The 16,144-nt window shown below is 31.9% G+C and carries 12 protein-coding genes; 4 read left to right on the forward strand and 8 right to left on the reverse strand.

Annotated elements, in window-relative coordinates:
* Nucleotides 1–14 precede the first annotated feature (14 nt).
* Nucleotides 15–1,028: a UDP-glucose 4-epimerase GalE gene (gene galE / locus ATE90_RS10340; protein WP_036787586.1), complete on the forward strand. Its 1,014-nt coding sequence runs from the start codon at nt 15–17 to the stop codon at nt 1,026–1,028.
* Between the two features lie 85 nt (nt 1,029–1,113).
* Here the strand turns inward: galE and ATE90_RS10345 are convergent, their stop codons facing one another.
* The 4 genes from ATE90_RS10345 to ATE90_RS10365 all read right to left on the reverse strand — a co-directional run bounded on the left by ATE90_RS10345 (nt 1,114) and on the right by ATE90_RS10365 (nt 4,940).
* Nucleotides 1,114–1,656, reverse strand: coding sequence for a DUF2911 domain-containing protein (locus ATE90_RS10345; RefSeq protein WP_101451370.1), 543 nt, complete (start codon nt 1,654–1,656; stop codon nt 1,114–1,116).
* A 209-nt stretch (nt 1,657–1,865) separates the two neighbouring features.
* Entirely contained in the window at nt 1,866–3,977 is a 2,112-nt protein-coding gene (gene feoB, locus ATE90_RS10355; protein WP_101451371.1) for a ferrous iron transport protein B, read from the reverse strand.
* Nucleotides 3,977–4,207 carry a FeoA family protein gene (locus ATE90_RS10360; RefSeq protein WP_036787590.1) on the reverse strand — a complete coding sequence of 77 codons (231 nt, stop codon included), beginning with the start codon at nt 4,205–4,207 and terminating at the stop codon, nt 3,977–3,979. Before ATE90_RS10360 ends, feoB begins: the two co-directional genes overlap by 1 nt.
* Nucleotides 4,208–4,259: 52 nt before the next feature.
* On the reverse strand, nt 4,260–4,940 hold the full coding sequence (locus ATE90_RS10365; RefSeq protein ID WP_036787593.1) for an SCO family protein: 681 nt from the start codon (nt 4,938–4,940) through the stop codon (nt 4,260–4,262).
* 170 nt (nt 4,941–5,110) lie between these two features.
* Here ATE90_RS10365 and rseP point away from each other — a divergent pair, with 170 nt between their 5' ends.
* Complete coding sequence (gene rseP, locus ATE90_RS10370) at nt 5,111–6,457, forward strand: RIP metalloprotease RseP (RefSeq protein WP_036787594.1); 1,347 nt, start codon at nt 5,111–5,113, stop codon at nt 6,455–6,457.
* 462 nt (nt 6,458–6,919) lie between these two features.
* Here the strand turns inward: rseP and ATE90_RS10375 are convergent, their stop codons facing one another.
* Entirely contained in the window at nt 6,920–8,737 is a 1,818-nt protein-coding gene (locus ATE90_RS10375; protein WP_036787596.1) for a TonB-dependent receptor plug domain-containing protein, read from the reverse strand.
* 75 nt (nt 8,738–8,812) lie between these two features.
* On the opposite strand from ATE90_RS10375, the gene ATE90_RS10380 reads away from it, so the two are divergent.
* Nucleotides 8,813–10,312: an aminotransferase-like domain-containing protein gene (locus ATE90_RS10380; protein ID WP_036787598.1), complete on the forward strand. Its 1,500-nt coding sequence runs from the start codon at nt 8,813–8,815 to the stop codon at nt 10,310–10,312.
* Between the two features lie 69 nt (nt 10,313–10,381).
* Here ATE90_RS10380 and ATE90_RS13590 read toward each other — a convergent pair whose 3' ends face one another.
* Both ATE90_RS13590 and ATE90_RS10385 read right to left on the reverse strand, forming a co-directional pair.
* Nucleotides 10,382–10,543: a hypothetical protein gene (locus tag ATE90_RS13590; protein ID WP_156105390.1), complete on the reverse strand. Its 162-nt coding sequence runs from the start codon at nt 10,541–10,543 to the stop codon at nt 10,382–10,384.
* 6 nt (nt 10,544–10,549) lie between these two features.
* Nucleotides 10,550–10,999, reverse strand: a complete 450-nt coding sequence (locus tag ATE90_RS10385; protein WP_036787600.1) for a nucleoside deaminase — start codon at nt 10,997–10,999, stop codon at nt 10,550–10,552.
* Nucleotides 11,000–11,109: 110 nt separating this feature from the next.
* On the opposite strand from ATE90_RS10385, the gene dxs reads away from it, so the two are divergent.
* Nucleotides 11,110–12,876, forward strand: a complete 1,767-nt coding sequence (gene dxs / locus ATE90_RS10390; RefSeq protein ID WP_036787602.1) for a 1-deoxy-D-xylulose-5-phosphate synthase — start codon at nt 11,110–11,112, stop codon at nt 12,874–12,876.
* A 51-nt stretch (nt 12,877–12,927) separates the two neighbouring features.
* Here the strand turns inward: dxs and ATE90_RS10395 are convergent, their stop codons facing one another.
* Nucleotides 12,928–16,125, reverse strand: a complete 3,198-nt coding sequence (locus tag ATE90_RS10395; protein ID WP_143741115.1) for a T9SS type A sorting domain-containing protein — start codon at nt 16,123–16,125, stop codon at nt 12,928–12,930.
* Nucleotides 16,126–16,144: the final 19 nt, after the last annotated feature.

Genomic DNA, 16,144 nt, shown 5'->3' on the forward strand with positions numbered 1-16,144 from the left:
AACACACCCCTAAAATGAAAAAAATATTGGTAACAGGAGGCTTAGGCTTTATAGGTTCTCATACTGTAGTAGAACTACAAAACAAAGGTTTTGAAGTAGTAATTATAGATAATTTATCTAATACCACAATTGATGTATTAGGTCAAATTACAGAAATTACTGGAACAAAGCCAGACTTTCATCAGATAGATCTGCGGATTAAAAACGATGTAAAAGATTTTTTTAAGAACAATCATGTTGATGGTATTATACATTTTGCTGCTTATAAAGCTGTTGGTGAAAGTATGGGCGAACCTTTAGAATATTATGAAAATAATTTTAACTCATTAATTTATTTATTGCAAGAAATGAGAGACAGAAAATTAGATAATTTTATTTTCTCTTCTTCTTGCACAGTATACGGACAAGCAGATAAACTACCTATAACAGAAGAGGCACCAGTAAAAGCAGCAGAATCTGTTTATGGAAATACAAAACAAGTTGGTGAGGAAATTATTAAAGATACAAGCAAAGCACATAATATCAATGCAATTGCTTTGCGCTATTTTAATCCAATAGGTGGTCATCCATCTATAAAAATTGGAGAATTACCTCTTGGAGTTCCTCAAAATTTAATCCCATTTATCACACAAACTGCAGCAGGAATGCGTGAAGAATTATCTGTTTTCGGTAATGATTATCCTACAAAAGATGGAACTGCAGTTCGCGATTATATCGATGTTGTAGATTTAGCCAGGGCACATATTGCAGCTTTAAGAAGGCTTATCGATAAAAAAAATAAAAAATCTTTTGAATATTTTAATGTTGGTTCAGGTAATGGAAGTTCTGTTTTAGAAATTATTAATACTTTCGAAAAAGTAAATAATATAAAACTAAATTATAAAATTGTTGGAAGACGTGAAGGTGATGTAGTAGTTGCTTTTGCTGATACTGCAATTGCAAATAAAGAATTGAATTGGAAAACAGAAATAAGCCTAGAGAAAACTTTAGAAACTGCTTGGAAATGGCAACTAAAGCAAACTGTTTAAGATTTTAAATTCTTTTTAATGAATTCATTTAATACCTCAAAAGTCATTCAGCTTTTGAGGTATTAAATTTTTTAACAATCTAATTTTAACCCTTTACAGGAACAGAAACAATTGTATTTCCCCAACCTAAATACATAGTTGTACTATCTCCTTCACCATCAAAAACAATAGAAAATGCTTCAATTAATTTTTCTGATTTTGAGAATTTACCACTAACCCTTGCTACATCTTGTTCTTGTTTATAAAAATAAGAACCCCAAATATTTTTATGGTTGCTTAAAATAACCGTCCAATCTCCATCTGTAGGAATCGTAAACAGTGTATATGTACCCGCTTTTACTTCTTTATCTCCAAAAGTTACGTCTTTATAAAATGTAATTTCTGCCGCTTCATTTGCACCTGTTCTCCAAACTTTATCATTTGGAGCCAATTTATCTAAAGACCTGCCTTTTAATTGAGGCCTACTATAAACTACTTTTACAAGTTTATTAGCTTCTCTCCAATTATTAGGATGAGCAGCAGCATCCATAGGACTTACATCGATTTTTGAAAATCCCTGTGCTGTAAATTCTGTTGATGAAATTAAAGTAATCGTAAAAATTATAATTGATAAAATAGCTTTTTGCATGGGACTAAATATTTAAGTTTTTATTTGTATTCAGATTAGGAACCAAAGTTAAAAAACCTATCATTTAAAGATTACTAATATTCTGTTAAGGTTTTAATGACAGCCACAATCAGTATTGCAATTTTTGTCTTTCTTTGTAGGAAAAACATATTTCTTTATTAAAAAAACAATAGCTAAAGCAACTACAAAATAAACAACAACTTCTTGCATTAACTTAAAATTTGATAGGTTAAAAATGATGAAATATAAGCCAACAAAGCCATCCCAAATAACTGGATTAGTGGCCATTTCCATGTTTTAGTTTCACGCTTTACAATCGCAAAAGTTGCCATACATTGCATTGCAAAAGCATAAAAAACCATTAACGACATGCCAACAGGAAAATTAAAACGCTTCTTGCCTGTATCAGGATTTATTTCTGATGCCATTTTTTGTTTAATAGTGGTTGTATCTTCATCATCTGCTTCCACACTGTATATTGTTGCTAACGTACCTATAAATACTTCCCGTGCTGCAAATGATGTTATTAATGCAATTCCTATTTTCCAATCATATCCTAAAGGCCTTATAACTGGTTCTATTGTTTTTCCAAGAGTTCCTATATAAGAATTTTCTAATTTTACAGAAGCTATTTTTTGTTGAATTTCATCTTCATTTAAATTCTGATTGTCACTATTTTCAATAACCGATTCTTCGGCATTTTGATAATCTGAACCTCCATTTGAAGCCAAAAACCATAAAACAATTGACAATGCTAAAATAATTTTTCCTGCTCCGAAAACAAAAGCTTTTGTTTTTTCTACAACCTCAAAAAACACATTTTTTATAGATGGTAATTTATAGTTTGGCATTTCTACTACGAAAAATGATTTTGATTCTACCTTTAAAGTTTTATGCAAAATATACGCAGCCAATATGGCCGACAGAAAACCTAAAGCATATAAAGAAAGTAGCACTAATCCTTGTAAGTTTAAAAATCCAAAAATTTTTTCATCTGGAATTATCAATGCAATTAAAATAGCATAAACTGGCAATCTTGCAGAGCATGTTGTAAAAGGAACTACTAAAATAGTAATCAATCTTTCTTTCCAACTAGAAATAGTTCTAGTTGCCATAATTGCGGGAATTGCACAAGCTGTTCCAGAAATTAACGGAATTACACTTTTACCGTTCATTCCAAAACGCCTCATTATTTTGTCCATTAAAAAGACTACTCTGCTCATATACCCGGTTTCTTCTAGAATGGCAATAAATAAAAATAAAATGGCAATTTGTGGTATAAATATGATTACTCCTCCTATTCCAGGAATAATTCCTTCTGTCAATAAATCTGTAAACACACCACTAGGTAAATTACTTTTTGTAAAGTCTGATAGTTGCGCAAAAGTAGCATCAATAAAATCCATTGGCACGGAAGCCAAATCGAAAATAGATTGAAAAATTACCAATAAAATCAAACTAAATAATACATAACCAAAAATTCTGTGTGTGAAAATTTTATCTAATCTACCACGCAAATCTGTTGCCTTCGTCTTGTCTATTATATAGGTTTTCTTTAAAATTTTATTGATTTCTTGGTAGCGGTAAATGGTTTCTTTATGCTGATATTTCTTTAGTTTAGAAACATCTTGTTTAAATGCTAAAAGCTTCTCTTTTTCCTCTTTAGTTATGGTTTCTGGAAAATTATTTTGAGTAACCATCAGCCATAATTCATACAAAGTGTAATTAGGACTTATTTCTTTTAACTTATTAAAATAATCAGGATCAATTTTATGATTCACACCGCATAAAGGTGATGCCTTTGCTGCTACATGACAGCGTATAATTGCTTCTTTTACTTCTTTTATTCCTTCGTTTTTTCTGGCACTTATTAAAATTACTTCTGTATTTAGTTCCTTTTTTAACAGAGACAAATCAATAGAGATTCCTTTTCTATGCATTTGATCTACCATATTAATTGCCAAAACAGTAGGAATTTCTAAATCTTTTATTTGAGAGAACAACAATAGATTTCTCTTCAAATTCTCTACATCTGCAACAACTAAGATTACGTCCGGAGATTCTTTAATATCCTTTTTAAGTAAAGTTTTTAAGACAATACTTTCATCTATAGAAGTAGGATTTATACTGTAGGTTCCTGGCAAATCTGTAATAATTGCATTTTGTTTTGAAGACAATTTACTAGTTCCTTCTTTTTTATCTACCGTAACTCCTGGATAATTTCCTACTTTTTGATTTAAACCAGTCAACTGATTAAAAAGAGATGTTTTTCCTGTATTCGGATTTCCTATTAAAGCAACTTTTATATCTTTTCTAGACATTAACTATTCTCTTTTAGAATTTGAATTTTACCCGCAGTTTCTTTTCGAATCGCTAAATGACTTCCGTTAACACAGATGTATAAAGGATCTTGCAGAGGTGCTAATTGAATTAGCTTAACTTCTGCTCCGGGCAAACACCCCATTTCTAATAATTTTAGAGGAATAAAATCTAATGACTCTTCAGAAATATATCCTATTTCACCAATATGTAAAGATGCAATTGTACTCAAAGGTTTAAATTTTGGATAGCAAAGATAAGAATTTAGAATGATTCTAAACAAGTTATTTGTTGGTATATTCTTCTTTTAAAAGAGCTATATCTTTCTTTAATTTTTCCATATCTTTTTTCTCTGTGCCATCGTAATATCCGCGTAAACGTCTTTCTTTATCAACTAATACAAATTGCTCTGTATGAATAAAATCATTTTCACCTCCGTCACCATCTTCAAGAACGGCAAAATAACTTTTTCTCGCCAACTCATATATATGTTTTTTTGAGCCTGTAGTTACATTCCATTTTCCATCTATAACACCTTTGTTTTCTGCGTATGTTTTTAATACAGAAACACTATCAATAACCGGAGTTACAGAATGTGATAAAAACATAATGTCATTATCATTTTTATAATATTCTTGTAATTCACTCATGTTATAAGCCATGGCAATACAAATATTTGTACAACGTGTAAAAAAGAAATCCGCTACGTAAATTTTATCTTTATAGTTTTTATTGGTAATGGTTTCTCCATTTTGATTTGTCAATTCGAAATTTGAAATTGTATGATCTTTTGTAATATGTTTTAAAGAAACATCAACCAAACTTGGATTTACATCTGCAGGATTATAAACTTTTAATTTTTTATCAACTTTTAATAAATGATAAAAAACAGGAATTGAAATAGTGGAAAAGACTATTAAAAAAATGACTGTTAGTTTGCTTTTTTTAAAAAAATTTAAATCCATTAAAAAGTATATTTGTGCAAATTTACAGCTTAAAAAACCCACAGAAAAGACAAGTAAAAGATATTTGATGTAAAACTTTTGTTAAAATAAATATCTACTTAGAATAGTTCTTTTCAAACTCTCTTTAAAAACGTACATTTGACCGTTTTTAAATTATGATTTAACGCTGAATGGAAATATTAATAAAAGCATCGCAATTTATACTGAGTTTATCTTTACTAATTGTTTTGCACGAATTGGGGCATTTTATCCCTGCAAAATTATTTAAAACTAGAGTTGAAAAATTCTACTTATTCTTCGATTATAAATTCTCAATTTTCAAGAAAAAAATTGGTGAAACTGTTTATGGTATTGGTTGGATTCCTTTAGGAGGTTACGTAAAAATCTCTGGAATGATCGATGAAAGCATGGATACTGAACAAATGGCCTTACCTCCACAACCTTGGGAGTTTCGTTCTAAACCTGCATGGCAACGTCTCATTATTATGCTAGGAGGAGTTTTTGTGAATTTTGTTTTAGGAATTTTCATTTATATCTGTTTAATGTGGGCATATGGTGAAAAATATTTGCCAAATGAAAATGTAAAAGATGGTGTTTGGGTGCAAGACTCTTTAGCCATGAATTTAGGAATACAAACGGGTGATAAAATTTTAACGATTGATGGAGAAAAAATTAAAAAATTCTCTGAGTTAACCATAGGATTTGTCAACGGAAATGAGTTTCAAATTGAAAGAAACGGACAAGTTGAAGATAAACAAATTCCTGAAGATTTTATATCTCAATTAGTAGAGAGAGGTAAAAATGCAGGCCCAGTTTTATTACCGCGTTACCCATTTGTAATTGCAGGTATTTCAGAAGGTTCTCCAAATAAAACATCAGATTTAAAAGCGAAAGACATAGTAATTGGGATCAATGGAAATGCTATTAAATATTTTGATGAAGCTAAAACTCAACTTGATAAATTTAAAAATGAAAACATTACAGTTACTGTAAAAAGAGGCAATGAGATTAAAGAAATTGCTGTAGAAGTAACAAACGATGGTAAATTAGGTGTTGGTCTTGGTCAATTATCTTTTAAAGATTTAGAAAAACTTGAGTATTATAAATTAGCCAGTTTTGAGTATTCTTTTGCCCAGGCAATTCCTGCTGGATGGAATAAATCTTGGAAAACCTTAACGGACTATGTAAAGCAATTAAAAAAGATTTTTAATCCAAGTACTGGGGCCTATAAAGGGTTAGGCGGTTTTATTTCTATTGGAAGTATTTTCCCTGCCGAATGGAGTGCAGAATCATTTTGGACTATTACAGCTTTCTTATCTATTATGCTTGGGTTTATGAACTTGTTGCCAATTCCTGCTTTAGATGGTGGACACGTTGTTTTTACACTTTGGGAAATGATTACCGGTAAAAAACCAGGAGATAAATTTTTAGAATATGCTCAAGTAGTTGGTTTTATTCTACTAATTGCCTTATTGATTTTTGCCAATGGAAATGATATTTTTAGGTTATTTAAGTAAAAAATTCAAACACAAACTACAAAAAGCACTTATAATTCACTAAGTACTTTTTTTTTAGATCTTAAAAGACGAATTAAGCCAAGAGACCCAAGTGTATTGGGTATTGCATACATCGCATCCATATGTTTTGGTGCCTGGAATTATTTTAGTGAAGGGCTTTCTTTTTAATCTGTGCCTAGAAACAGATTTACATTTTGGACATTTTTTCATAGCTGCGAATAATATGTAGAAAACAAATATATTCATTAAACCAACTTACATTAATTTATGTCTTGATTTTATTTACGAAAAGGATTGATATTTTTCTAATGAAATAAACTTTTAAAAGGCTGAAGATGTTGTCAAATTTAGATTGTAAGAAACTTACAACCAACTTATTGTTGTTGTTTTTAATAATATTTAAAAAAGGAAGCCTTGATAAAAATATATCAAGGCTTCCTTTAATTTAGATAAATTTCTTCTTTAAAAATTATACCGTAAACCAAATAAAATATTGCTTGACGGCATTGGCACAAAACCAGATTCTATATATTCTGCATCAAAAATATTATTAGCAGTTACTGTAAAACTAAACTTATTAACATCTACAATTACAGAAGCATCCCAAACATTATAACTTGAGCCAATCGCACGTTCTGCATGCTTATAAATAATATTTTGCTTTATGTTTTTAAACAATTTACTTGCAAAACGAGTTATAAATTGATGTTTTAGCGTGTTTAAAGAATAACGAGACAAATCTTTATTTTGATCTAAAATATCATCATTTAAGTACGTGTAACCAAATGTTACTGTTTGCTTATAGTCCTTTAAATTGAAACTATAAGCTCCTTCAAATTCAAATCCTTGTGTATTTACCTCTGCAATATTTGTTGCTGTAAAAATACTTACGGTCGTATTCGGTCGAATATAATCTATTAAATTATCTGAATCTCTATTAAAAAAAGCAACAGAACCAGAGAAATTGTTAGTATTAAATTTGATTCCTAATTCTTGTGCAAATGCATTTTCTGGCTCTAAATTTGGGTTTCCAGAAGTTCCAGGATCTTTGTAATACAAATCTGTAAAAGTTGGCACTCTAAACGTATAACCAATATTTCCGTATGCTTTTAAGTTATCTGTTAATTGCACACCAACATCTAAACCAGGAAAAGCATTAAATTTAAAATCAGAAAAATAAGTAACTGCAACTCCTGGAGTAACATCTACATTATCCCATACAGTAAAACGATGCTCTAAAAATAAGTTCGCCATGGTTCTATTTCTATTACCTAAATTATTACTACTAATAAAAAATCTAGAAATATCTATACCAAAACCAGTAATCCCCATTTCTGAGGTATAAGAAACATTCGCTTCTACACCCACTTTATTCGTAATGTGTAAATTCCTAAAAAAACTAGGATCGTCTCTTTTCAACAAAAATATATCTTGCCCTCTTCTCCAATAAATTCTTGGAGAAATCTTAAACTTTTCTGTTCTGAAAGTAGTTGAAACTCCTAATAAACTATTTTGAGTTTCTTCATATTCATTCCAAGCAGGATTTGTAGTGTAAAAATTTTCTGCACCAATTTTTTTGTCGAAAAAAGTAGCAAGTACTTCTATTGGTTGGTTTTTCTTGTTGAAAATTCCTTTTAAGAAATAATTGTTGTTTTCATAATCAGAATTCGCACGATAACCATCCGAGGTGAGTGACCCTGCGTGCGCAATAATTGATGTATTTTGATATTCCTTACCAACCGTTGCGGAATAATTTAATTGTCCAAAAGAACCAGCCTCTAAATTAATAGAAACTTTATTTGATAATTTCTTTTTGGTCACAATATTTATTGCACCTGTATATGCATTTTGCCCAAAAACTCTTGCTGCAGGACCTTTTATAATTTCTATTCTTTCAATAACTTCAAGTGGCAAAGCTGCATTCATTGTGTGATGACCTGTCTGCGCGTCATCCATTTTAATTCCATCAATCAACAACAATGTCTGGTCGAAACCTCCTCCTCGAATATATAAGTCTGATTGACTCCCGGCAGTTCCTCTTCTTCTAATATCTACTCCTGCAACTTGTTGCAAAAGATCTGCTACATTTGTTGCTGCGCTGTTTTTTATTGCTGCCGATGTAACAACATTTATTGTGCGTGAATTTTCTTTAAAAGGTAAGTCTATTCTAGTCGATTTTATTAAAATTGTATCTAGTTCTTGCACTTTTTTATTCTCTTGTGCAAACAAGGTCGTTTGCATCAATGCAAATGATAAAATCAATAATTTATTACGTGTCATTTTTAAAAATTATTTTAATTTAAAACGATGCAAAAGTAGTAACTTTCCGGACTATTAAACTAGTCCAGTATATAAATGATAAATAGTCCGGTTAATGCCCTTTTTAAACAACTAATTGTTTTTGACAAATCTTTGTCCACACCTGTTTATCTGCAAGTTTCACAACAAATTGTAAATGCCATACAACGTGGCTATTTACTCAAAGGCACAATTCTACCAGGAACTCGTGTTTTAGGAGAGCTATTGAAGGTTCATAGAAATACAGCAGTGGCTATCTACGAAGAACTGGCCTCTCAGGGTTGGGTAGAAATAATACCGAATAAAGGCACATTTGTTTTAGAACCAGCCCTAAAAAAAGCAAAAATAAAAGCTCATTTCCAAAAAATAAATCAGGCATATACTTATGCGAAAGCAACAGGTTTTCCCTTTCAAAAATCATTTCATTTAGCATCAACTGTTCAGTTAACTAATGCAAAATATACTATTAACGATGGTAAACCCGATTTACGCTTGCACCCAGTGCATCAGTTTACGAGGTGGTATAGTGCTAGCATGAAACGAAAAACATTAATTAAAAAATGGAACAGACCCAATGAATGTTCATATTCCATATTTCAAACTCAGCTATGTAATTATTTAAATGCAACCCGCGGTTTTCATATAAGACCAGATAACATCATTAGCACACGTAGTGCAGAAATGAGTTTGTACATCGTCTCTCAATTACTAATAAAACAAAACGATTTAGTATTAGTAGGTCATTTAAGTAATTATGCCTCTAACATGATTTTTCAACAAGCAGGTGCAACCATCAAAACAATTCCTGGGGATACGAATGGTTTGGATATTGGATATATAAAAAAACATTTCATAAAAAAAAGTATTCGGTGTGTGTATATATGTGCCAATAGAGATTATCCAACGGGAGTAAAATTAAGCGTAGAACGTCGCTTACAGTTGTTACAGCTTGCTAAAGAGTTTGGATTTGCTATTATTGAAGATGATTACGATTATGATTTTCAGTTTGAAGGCTCTGCAATGTTGCCAATAGCGAGTGCAGATGCGAACGGTATGGTTATTTATTTAGGAAGACTTGGGCAATCATTATTTCCAAGTTTTCAAACAGGTTTTGTAGTAGCTCCAGAAAATCTGATATCAGAAGCAAATAATTATCTACAATTGCTAGACCAACAAGGCGACTTAATACAAGAACAGATGCTGTCGGAGTTAATTAATGAAGGTGAAATTTATCGCCTCATGAAAAAGAACATTGTAATTTATAAACAAAGGCGCGATTGTCTATGCAAGCTCTTAACTGAATATTTTGGAGCGGTTGCAGAATGGGACATACCCTCGGGTGGGTTGGCTATTTGGTTAAAATTTAAACCTAAAATATCATTAGTAAAACTGGCCGAAGAAGCCGAAAAAAATGATTTATTTCTACCACAGACTGTTTTGTATCAGGATAAAAATACCTGTGCTGTTCGTTTTGGTTTTGGACATTTAGATCTATCAGAAATGGAACCTGTAATTAAAAAACTAAAAAGTGCTTATCGTAAAGTAGTTCTACAATAAGAAATAAAGCAAGAAAATGATTTAACAATATAAATATGGCAATCATCGTACATTTAAATGGAATGCTTGCTAAACGGAAATTCTAAAATAAAAAATTGGATGAAATTTTGGCATTACCTCAGCAGATTTATCCACCTTATAATTTAGAAAAACAAAAGCAATCCATTTTTCAACGATAGCTACTATTCGTGAAGCACTTGTCTGTTCGTCAGCAGATATTCTAAAATTCATGGTAAATTAATTTAAATTTCGTTTCTCAACAAAAAAACGTTTTAAAAGCTGAGAACATTCATTTTCTAAGATCCCACTAACAACTTTGGTTGTAGGGTGTAACGTAGTTTTTAAATTTCTAAATCCTCTTTCTGGTTCTGAAGCACCGTAAACTATTTTGCCAATTTGTGTCCAATAACTTGCGCCTGCACACATTTGACATGGTTCTAAAGTAACATACAACTCACAATCTTTTAAGTATTTTCCGCCTAAAAAATCTGCAGCAGCTGTAAAAGCTTGCATTTCGGCGTGCGCAGTTACATCATTTAATGTTTCCGTTAAATTGTGAGCTCTAGCAATAATTTGATTTTTAAATACGATAATTGCTCCGACTGGAACTTCACCTTTATCAAAAGCAGTTTCCGCTTGCTGTAAGGCTCTTTTCATAAAATAAGCATCATCAAAAGGTTGAATCATGTATAATATATTAATTATGTAAATTTAAGTAATTATTTTACGATAAATTTGCATTTCTTAACAGTGTGTTTTAAAAACACAAAAATGTATATTGTATTTTTTGCGAAGACATGAAAAATTTGTTAGATAACATATCAAATCCGTCAGATTTAAGAAAATTAAATCCAGAACAATTACCGCAATTAGCAAAAGAACTACGTGCTTTTATTATTGATATTGTGGCTACAAAAGAAGGTCATTTAGGAGCAAGTTTAGGGGTTGTAGAATTAACAATTGCATTACACTTTCTATTTGATACTCCAACCGATTTATTAGTCTGGGATGTTGGTCATCAGGCATATGGACATAAAATATTAACAGGAAGAAAAGACGTTTTTCACACCAATAGACAATTCGAAGGAATTGCTGGTTTTCCATCCATAAAAGAAAGTGAATATGATGCTTTTGGGGTTGGACATTCTTCCACTTCTATTTCTGCAGCGCTAGGAATGGCAATTGCATCCAACTTAAAAGGAGAAACAGAAAAGCAACATATAGCTGTTATTGGCGATGCCTCTATTGCAAGCGGAATGGCTTTTGAAGCTTTAAATCACGCTGGTGTTTCTAAAGCTAATTTGTTAATTATTTTAAATGACAATGCAATAGGAATTGACCCCTCTGTGGGCGCTTTAAAAGAGTATTTAACGAAAGTAAAAACAGATAAAAGACTCGCAGTACAAAACAATATTATCAAAGCTTTAAATTTTGATTATTCTGGACCCATTGACGGTCATAATTTACCAAAAATAATCTCAGAATTAGAACGATTAAAGTCTGTAAAGGGTCCAAAATTTCTGCACGTAATTACTACAAAAGGTAAGGGTTTACAGCAAGCTGAAGAAGACCAAGTAACGTATCATGCTCCAGGAAAATTTAATAAATTTTCTGGTGAAAGAATTAAAAAAGAAGAAAGTTTATATACTAAATATCAAGATGTTTTTGGAAAAACTATTGTAGAGTTAGCGCAGCAAAATGATAAAATTATTGGAATTACACCCGCAATGCTAACGGGAAGTTCTCTTAAATTGATGATGGAAATATTTCCTAAAAGAACTTTTGATGTTGGTATTGCAGAGCAACATGCAGTAACATTGGCCGCAGGAATGGCAACTCAAGGTTTAATACCTTTTTGCAATATTTACTCTACATTTTTACAACGTGCTTATGATCAGGTAATTCATGATGTTGCTTTGCAAAATTTACCTGTTATTTTTTGTTTAGATAGAGCTGGTTTGGTGGGTGAAGATGGCCCTACACATCACGGCGTTTTTGATTTAGCGTATTTAAGATGTATTCCGAACCTTGTTATTTTTGCACCAAGAAATGAAATTGAATTGCGTAATATTTTATTTACTGCTCAGTTAAAGTTAAAAAACCCAATTGCAATTCGGTATCCAAGAGGTTTTGGAAATATTATAGATTGGCAAAAACCTTTTACATCCATAGAAATTGGCAAAGGAGTTTGTTTAAAAGAAGGAAAAAGTATTGCGGTTTTGTCTATTGGAACAATTGCAAAAAATGTTTCTGAGGCTATGGAACTGTCAGAAAATAAAAACAAAATTGCCCATTACGATATGCGTTTTGTTAAACCTTTGGATGAAAAATTATTGCATCAAATTTTTGACCGTTATCAAACCATCATCACTATTGAAGATGGAACCTTAAAAGGCGGGCTTGGAAGTGCTATTCTAGAGTTTGCATGTCAACATAATTATACAAATAAAGTTAAAACCTTAGGCATTCCGGATGTATTTATAGAGCATGGTTCTATCTCTCAATTGCAAGAGAAAATTGGTTTAGACGCTAAAAGTTTAGCAAAACTCTTTTCTAAAACATAAAAAAGACGCTAAAATTAGCGTCTTTTTTATGTTTATTAATTTATTTGAAAATTATTCAATCACAATCTTTTTTGAAGATTTATTATTGTTTTCATCCATAATATTTACAATATAAATACCTGAACTTACCTGCAAAGAAACTGCATGTTTTTCATTTTCAGCAAAATCTAGATTAGATTTGTAAACTTGTCTTCCTGAAATATCAAAAATATTTACATTAGTTTTTCCTGCAGAGCTCTTAGCTTGCATCGTAAAATTACCATTCGATATTGTTGGATAAATTGTAAATGCTTTTGTTCCTGCTAAAACGTCATCTACAGAAGCAACTTCAGCTGTAAATTTACCAGAGAAAACACCTCTACCATAAGTAGATGCAAAAACAGTATTATCGTCTCGTAAATCTAAATCATTAACTTTAACATTACTCATTCCATTATAAGATTGCACCCAATTAGGAGACGATGCGAAAAAATTTGAGGTTCTCCAAACCCCCAAATCTGTACCTATAATTACTTCTTCTAATCTCAAAGGGTTTTGTAAAATTGCTTTTACAGGCATGTCTGGTAAATCTCCTTCTTTTGCAGACCAATTAGTACCGCCATCATTCGTGTACCAAATATTATTAACGCCGTAATTGTGCATCGTTACAAAAATTTCGTTTTCATTAACCCCAAGTTCTATGTCAGAAACAGAACCTACAAAATTAGAACCTGTAATATCCGTCCATTCAGGATTATTTGGAAAAGTATTTGTTGTGCCTGTTATTTTAATGATTTTACCATTCTTTAATCCAATAAATAAATTAGATTGATTGGTTGTATAAGGTGAAACAGTTAATGCAGAAGGTTCTGCATCCATCGTAGAAGCAAAAGCTAGGTTTGTTTTAGTTATCACACCAGATTTTAGGTTTCTGTACATTCTTACAATGTAATTAGATCCGCTAGAATAATTAGAGTATAAAATATCTAAATTAGAATCTAACGCTTCTTGGTTGATAAAATCACCATTACTTGAACTTTCAGAATTAATCTCTCTAGAAGTACCATTTGATAAATCAAATAATACAATAGCGTTATTATACACATAATTTGCAATATAATATTGGTCTGTACCATCTTGGTCAAAGAAGCTATACGCGCCATCTCCTCCAAAAGTTTCAACAAAACCATTAACCCCCGCTGCTGCATCCTGTATTATTAATGTTCCATTGTCTTGAGCTCCTGCCAAAAAGTATTCTTTTCCAGAAAAAGCAGTGGTTGGAGCAACTCCAACGGTATAAAACTGCAGTGTATTATATCCTTTATTTCTAGGATCTATAGTAGTACCTCCATCATTTGAAAAATATACTCCTCCATCATTTGAGAATAACATTTTAGTAGATGAAGTTCCTGAAAAAGCCATTCCATGCTGATCTGCATGCACTGAAGACACATCTAAAGTTCGTAAATTATTATTATTAGACCATTTAGATATTTGACCCCAAGAGGTACCTCCGTCGGTACTTTTAAACAAATCAATCCCTCCAATATAAACTACTGTATCGTCATTAGGGTCTACTCTTAGCAACAAATCATATCCAGCTTGTCCTCTTGTAAAATCATTTGCCGGAATTCCTGTATCTGCATCATTAGGCAATGACAAATCAGTAACCGTTGCAAAATTATTCGTTGTTTTATACATTCCTACAGGATCTGAACTTAATTGTGCCAAAACATATAAGGTATTTGCATCAGATTTAGAGCAAGCTATTTCTGTTCTACGTCCATTAGGAACCGTATGTTTTAGGGTAAACGTTGTTCCGTCTGTAGATTGAAGAATTCTACCTCCACCTGCACCAAAAGTATTTGAAGTTGTAGATACATACATAGAATTATCCACAGCAATTTTTATATTGTTAGGTATATTTCCTGAATCATCTCCAAGCATTAGTTTTGTGAAATTTGTTCCATCTGTAGATTTATATAATCCTGCTTCATTATAACCTAATAAAGTAGATGGTGTTGCTGCTGAATAAAAGGTTTCTCCTGCTGCAATAAATACTTCAGAAACACCACCGTTATCTCTTACTACCACATCATTAATATGCTGTATTCCAGGAACAATTGCAAATCCAGAAGAACTTGAACCTACTTCTAAAGTTGCGTTTACACCGGCTCCAAGAGCTGCTATAATAGTATTTCCATCAGCCTTTGAAACCATAGCAGAAGGAATCGTGATATTTAATGCATTACCTTCTTCTCCAAAACCTAAACCATCACCGCCCATAGGTACAGCAGCACCATCCTGATTATTTACAACAATAACAGCAATTGCACCAGCATCTTGAGCTCTTTTTACTTTATCGTCAAAGCTACAGGCACCTCTTCTAAGTACTGCAATGTTTCCATTCATTTGGGAGGTATTCGTAATAGCAGTACAAGCATCGTCTGTTGGAGCTTCTCCATCAATGGCGAACACAAGATTTCCTGTTATGGGTGTATTCAAACTACCACCAAAAGAAGTAGTAACAACAAAAGAATAGTTTCCCGCAATAGAAGCAGGAGTATTAATTTTTAAAGCTGCAGATGTCGAAGTGTCAAGAGCTGAATCGCCTGTAACACCACCAAAAACATGGCTCCATGTAGCTCCTCCATTTGTTGTTTTCCATAGTCCGTTTCCAACAGCATCGCCACTAGTATAAGATTCTCCTGTACCCACATACCAGATATTAGAGTTATTAGGATCTACAGCAATAGAAGATACGGCTAAGTTTTCTGAAATACCAACTTGAACCCAAGCAGAATTTGGATCTGATATCTTGGTGTTTTTCCATAAACCACCACTAACACCACCAGCATAGACCGTTTCTTGAGAAGTATCATTAGGATCAAAAAGAACCACTCTTGTTCTTCCACCAATATTATCTGGCCCTCTTTCCTCCCATGCATTGTCTGTATCTCCTGGGGCTTTTTTCGCTAGTCGATTTGCATTTAATTGTTCTTGTAATTTCAGTAATTCTCTTTTATGAGTAACTCCAGTAGCTGGATTAATTTCATTTAAATATTCTTGTTCAAAATATTTATTAGGCGGAATTCCCTGTGCTTTTCTCTCGCTTTTAGTAAGTGCCAAAGTTTTATTGTACGGATGATTTTTTAAAAAAGTAGCATGTTGTTTTCTTAATTTCTCAACTTCAGACTCTTTTGATGCATACATATATACGAAGCCAATAGTTAAAATGGTTGCAATTGCAAACAGTATTTTTTTTCTCATAATATTAATTTTCAATTTA

It is taken from the genome of Polaribacter sp. Hel1_33_96, assembly GCF_002846595.1.
Lineage (GTDB): Bacteria > Bacteroidota > Bacteroidia > Flavobacteriales > Flavobacteriaceae > Polaribacter.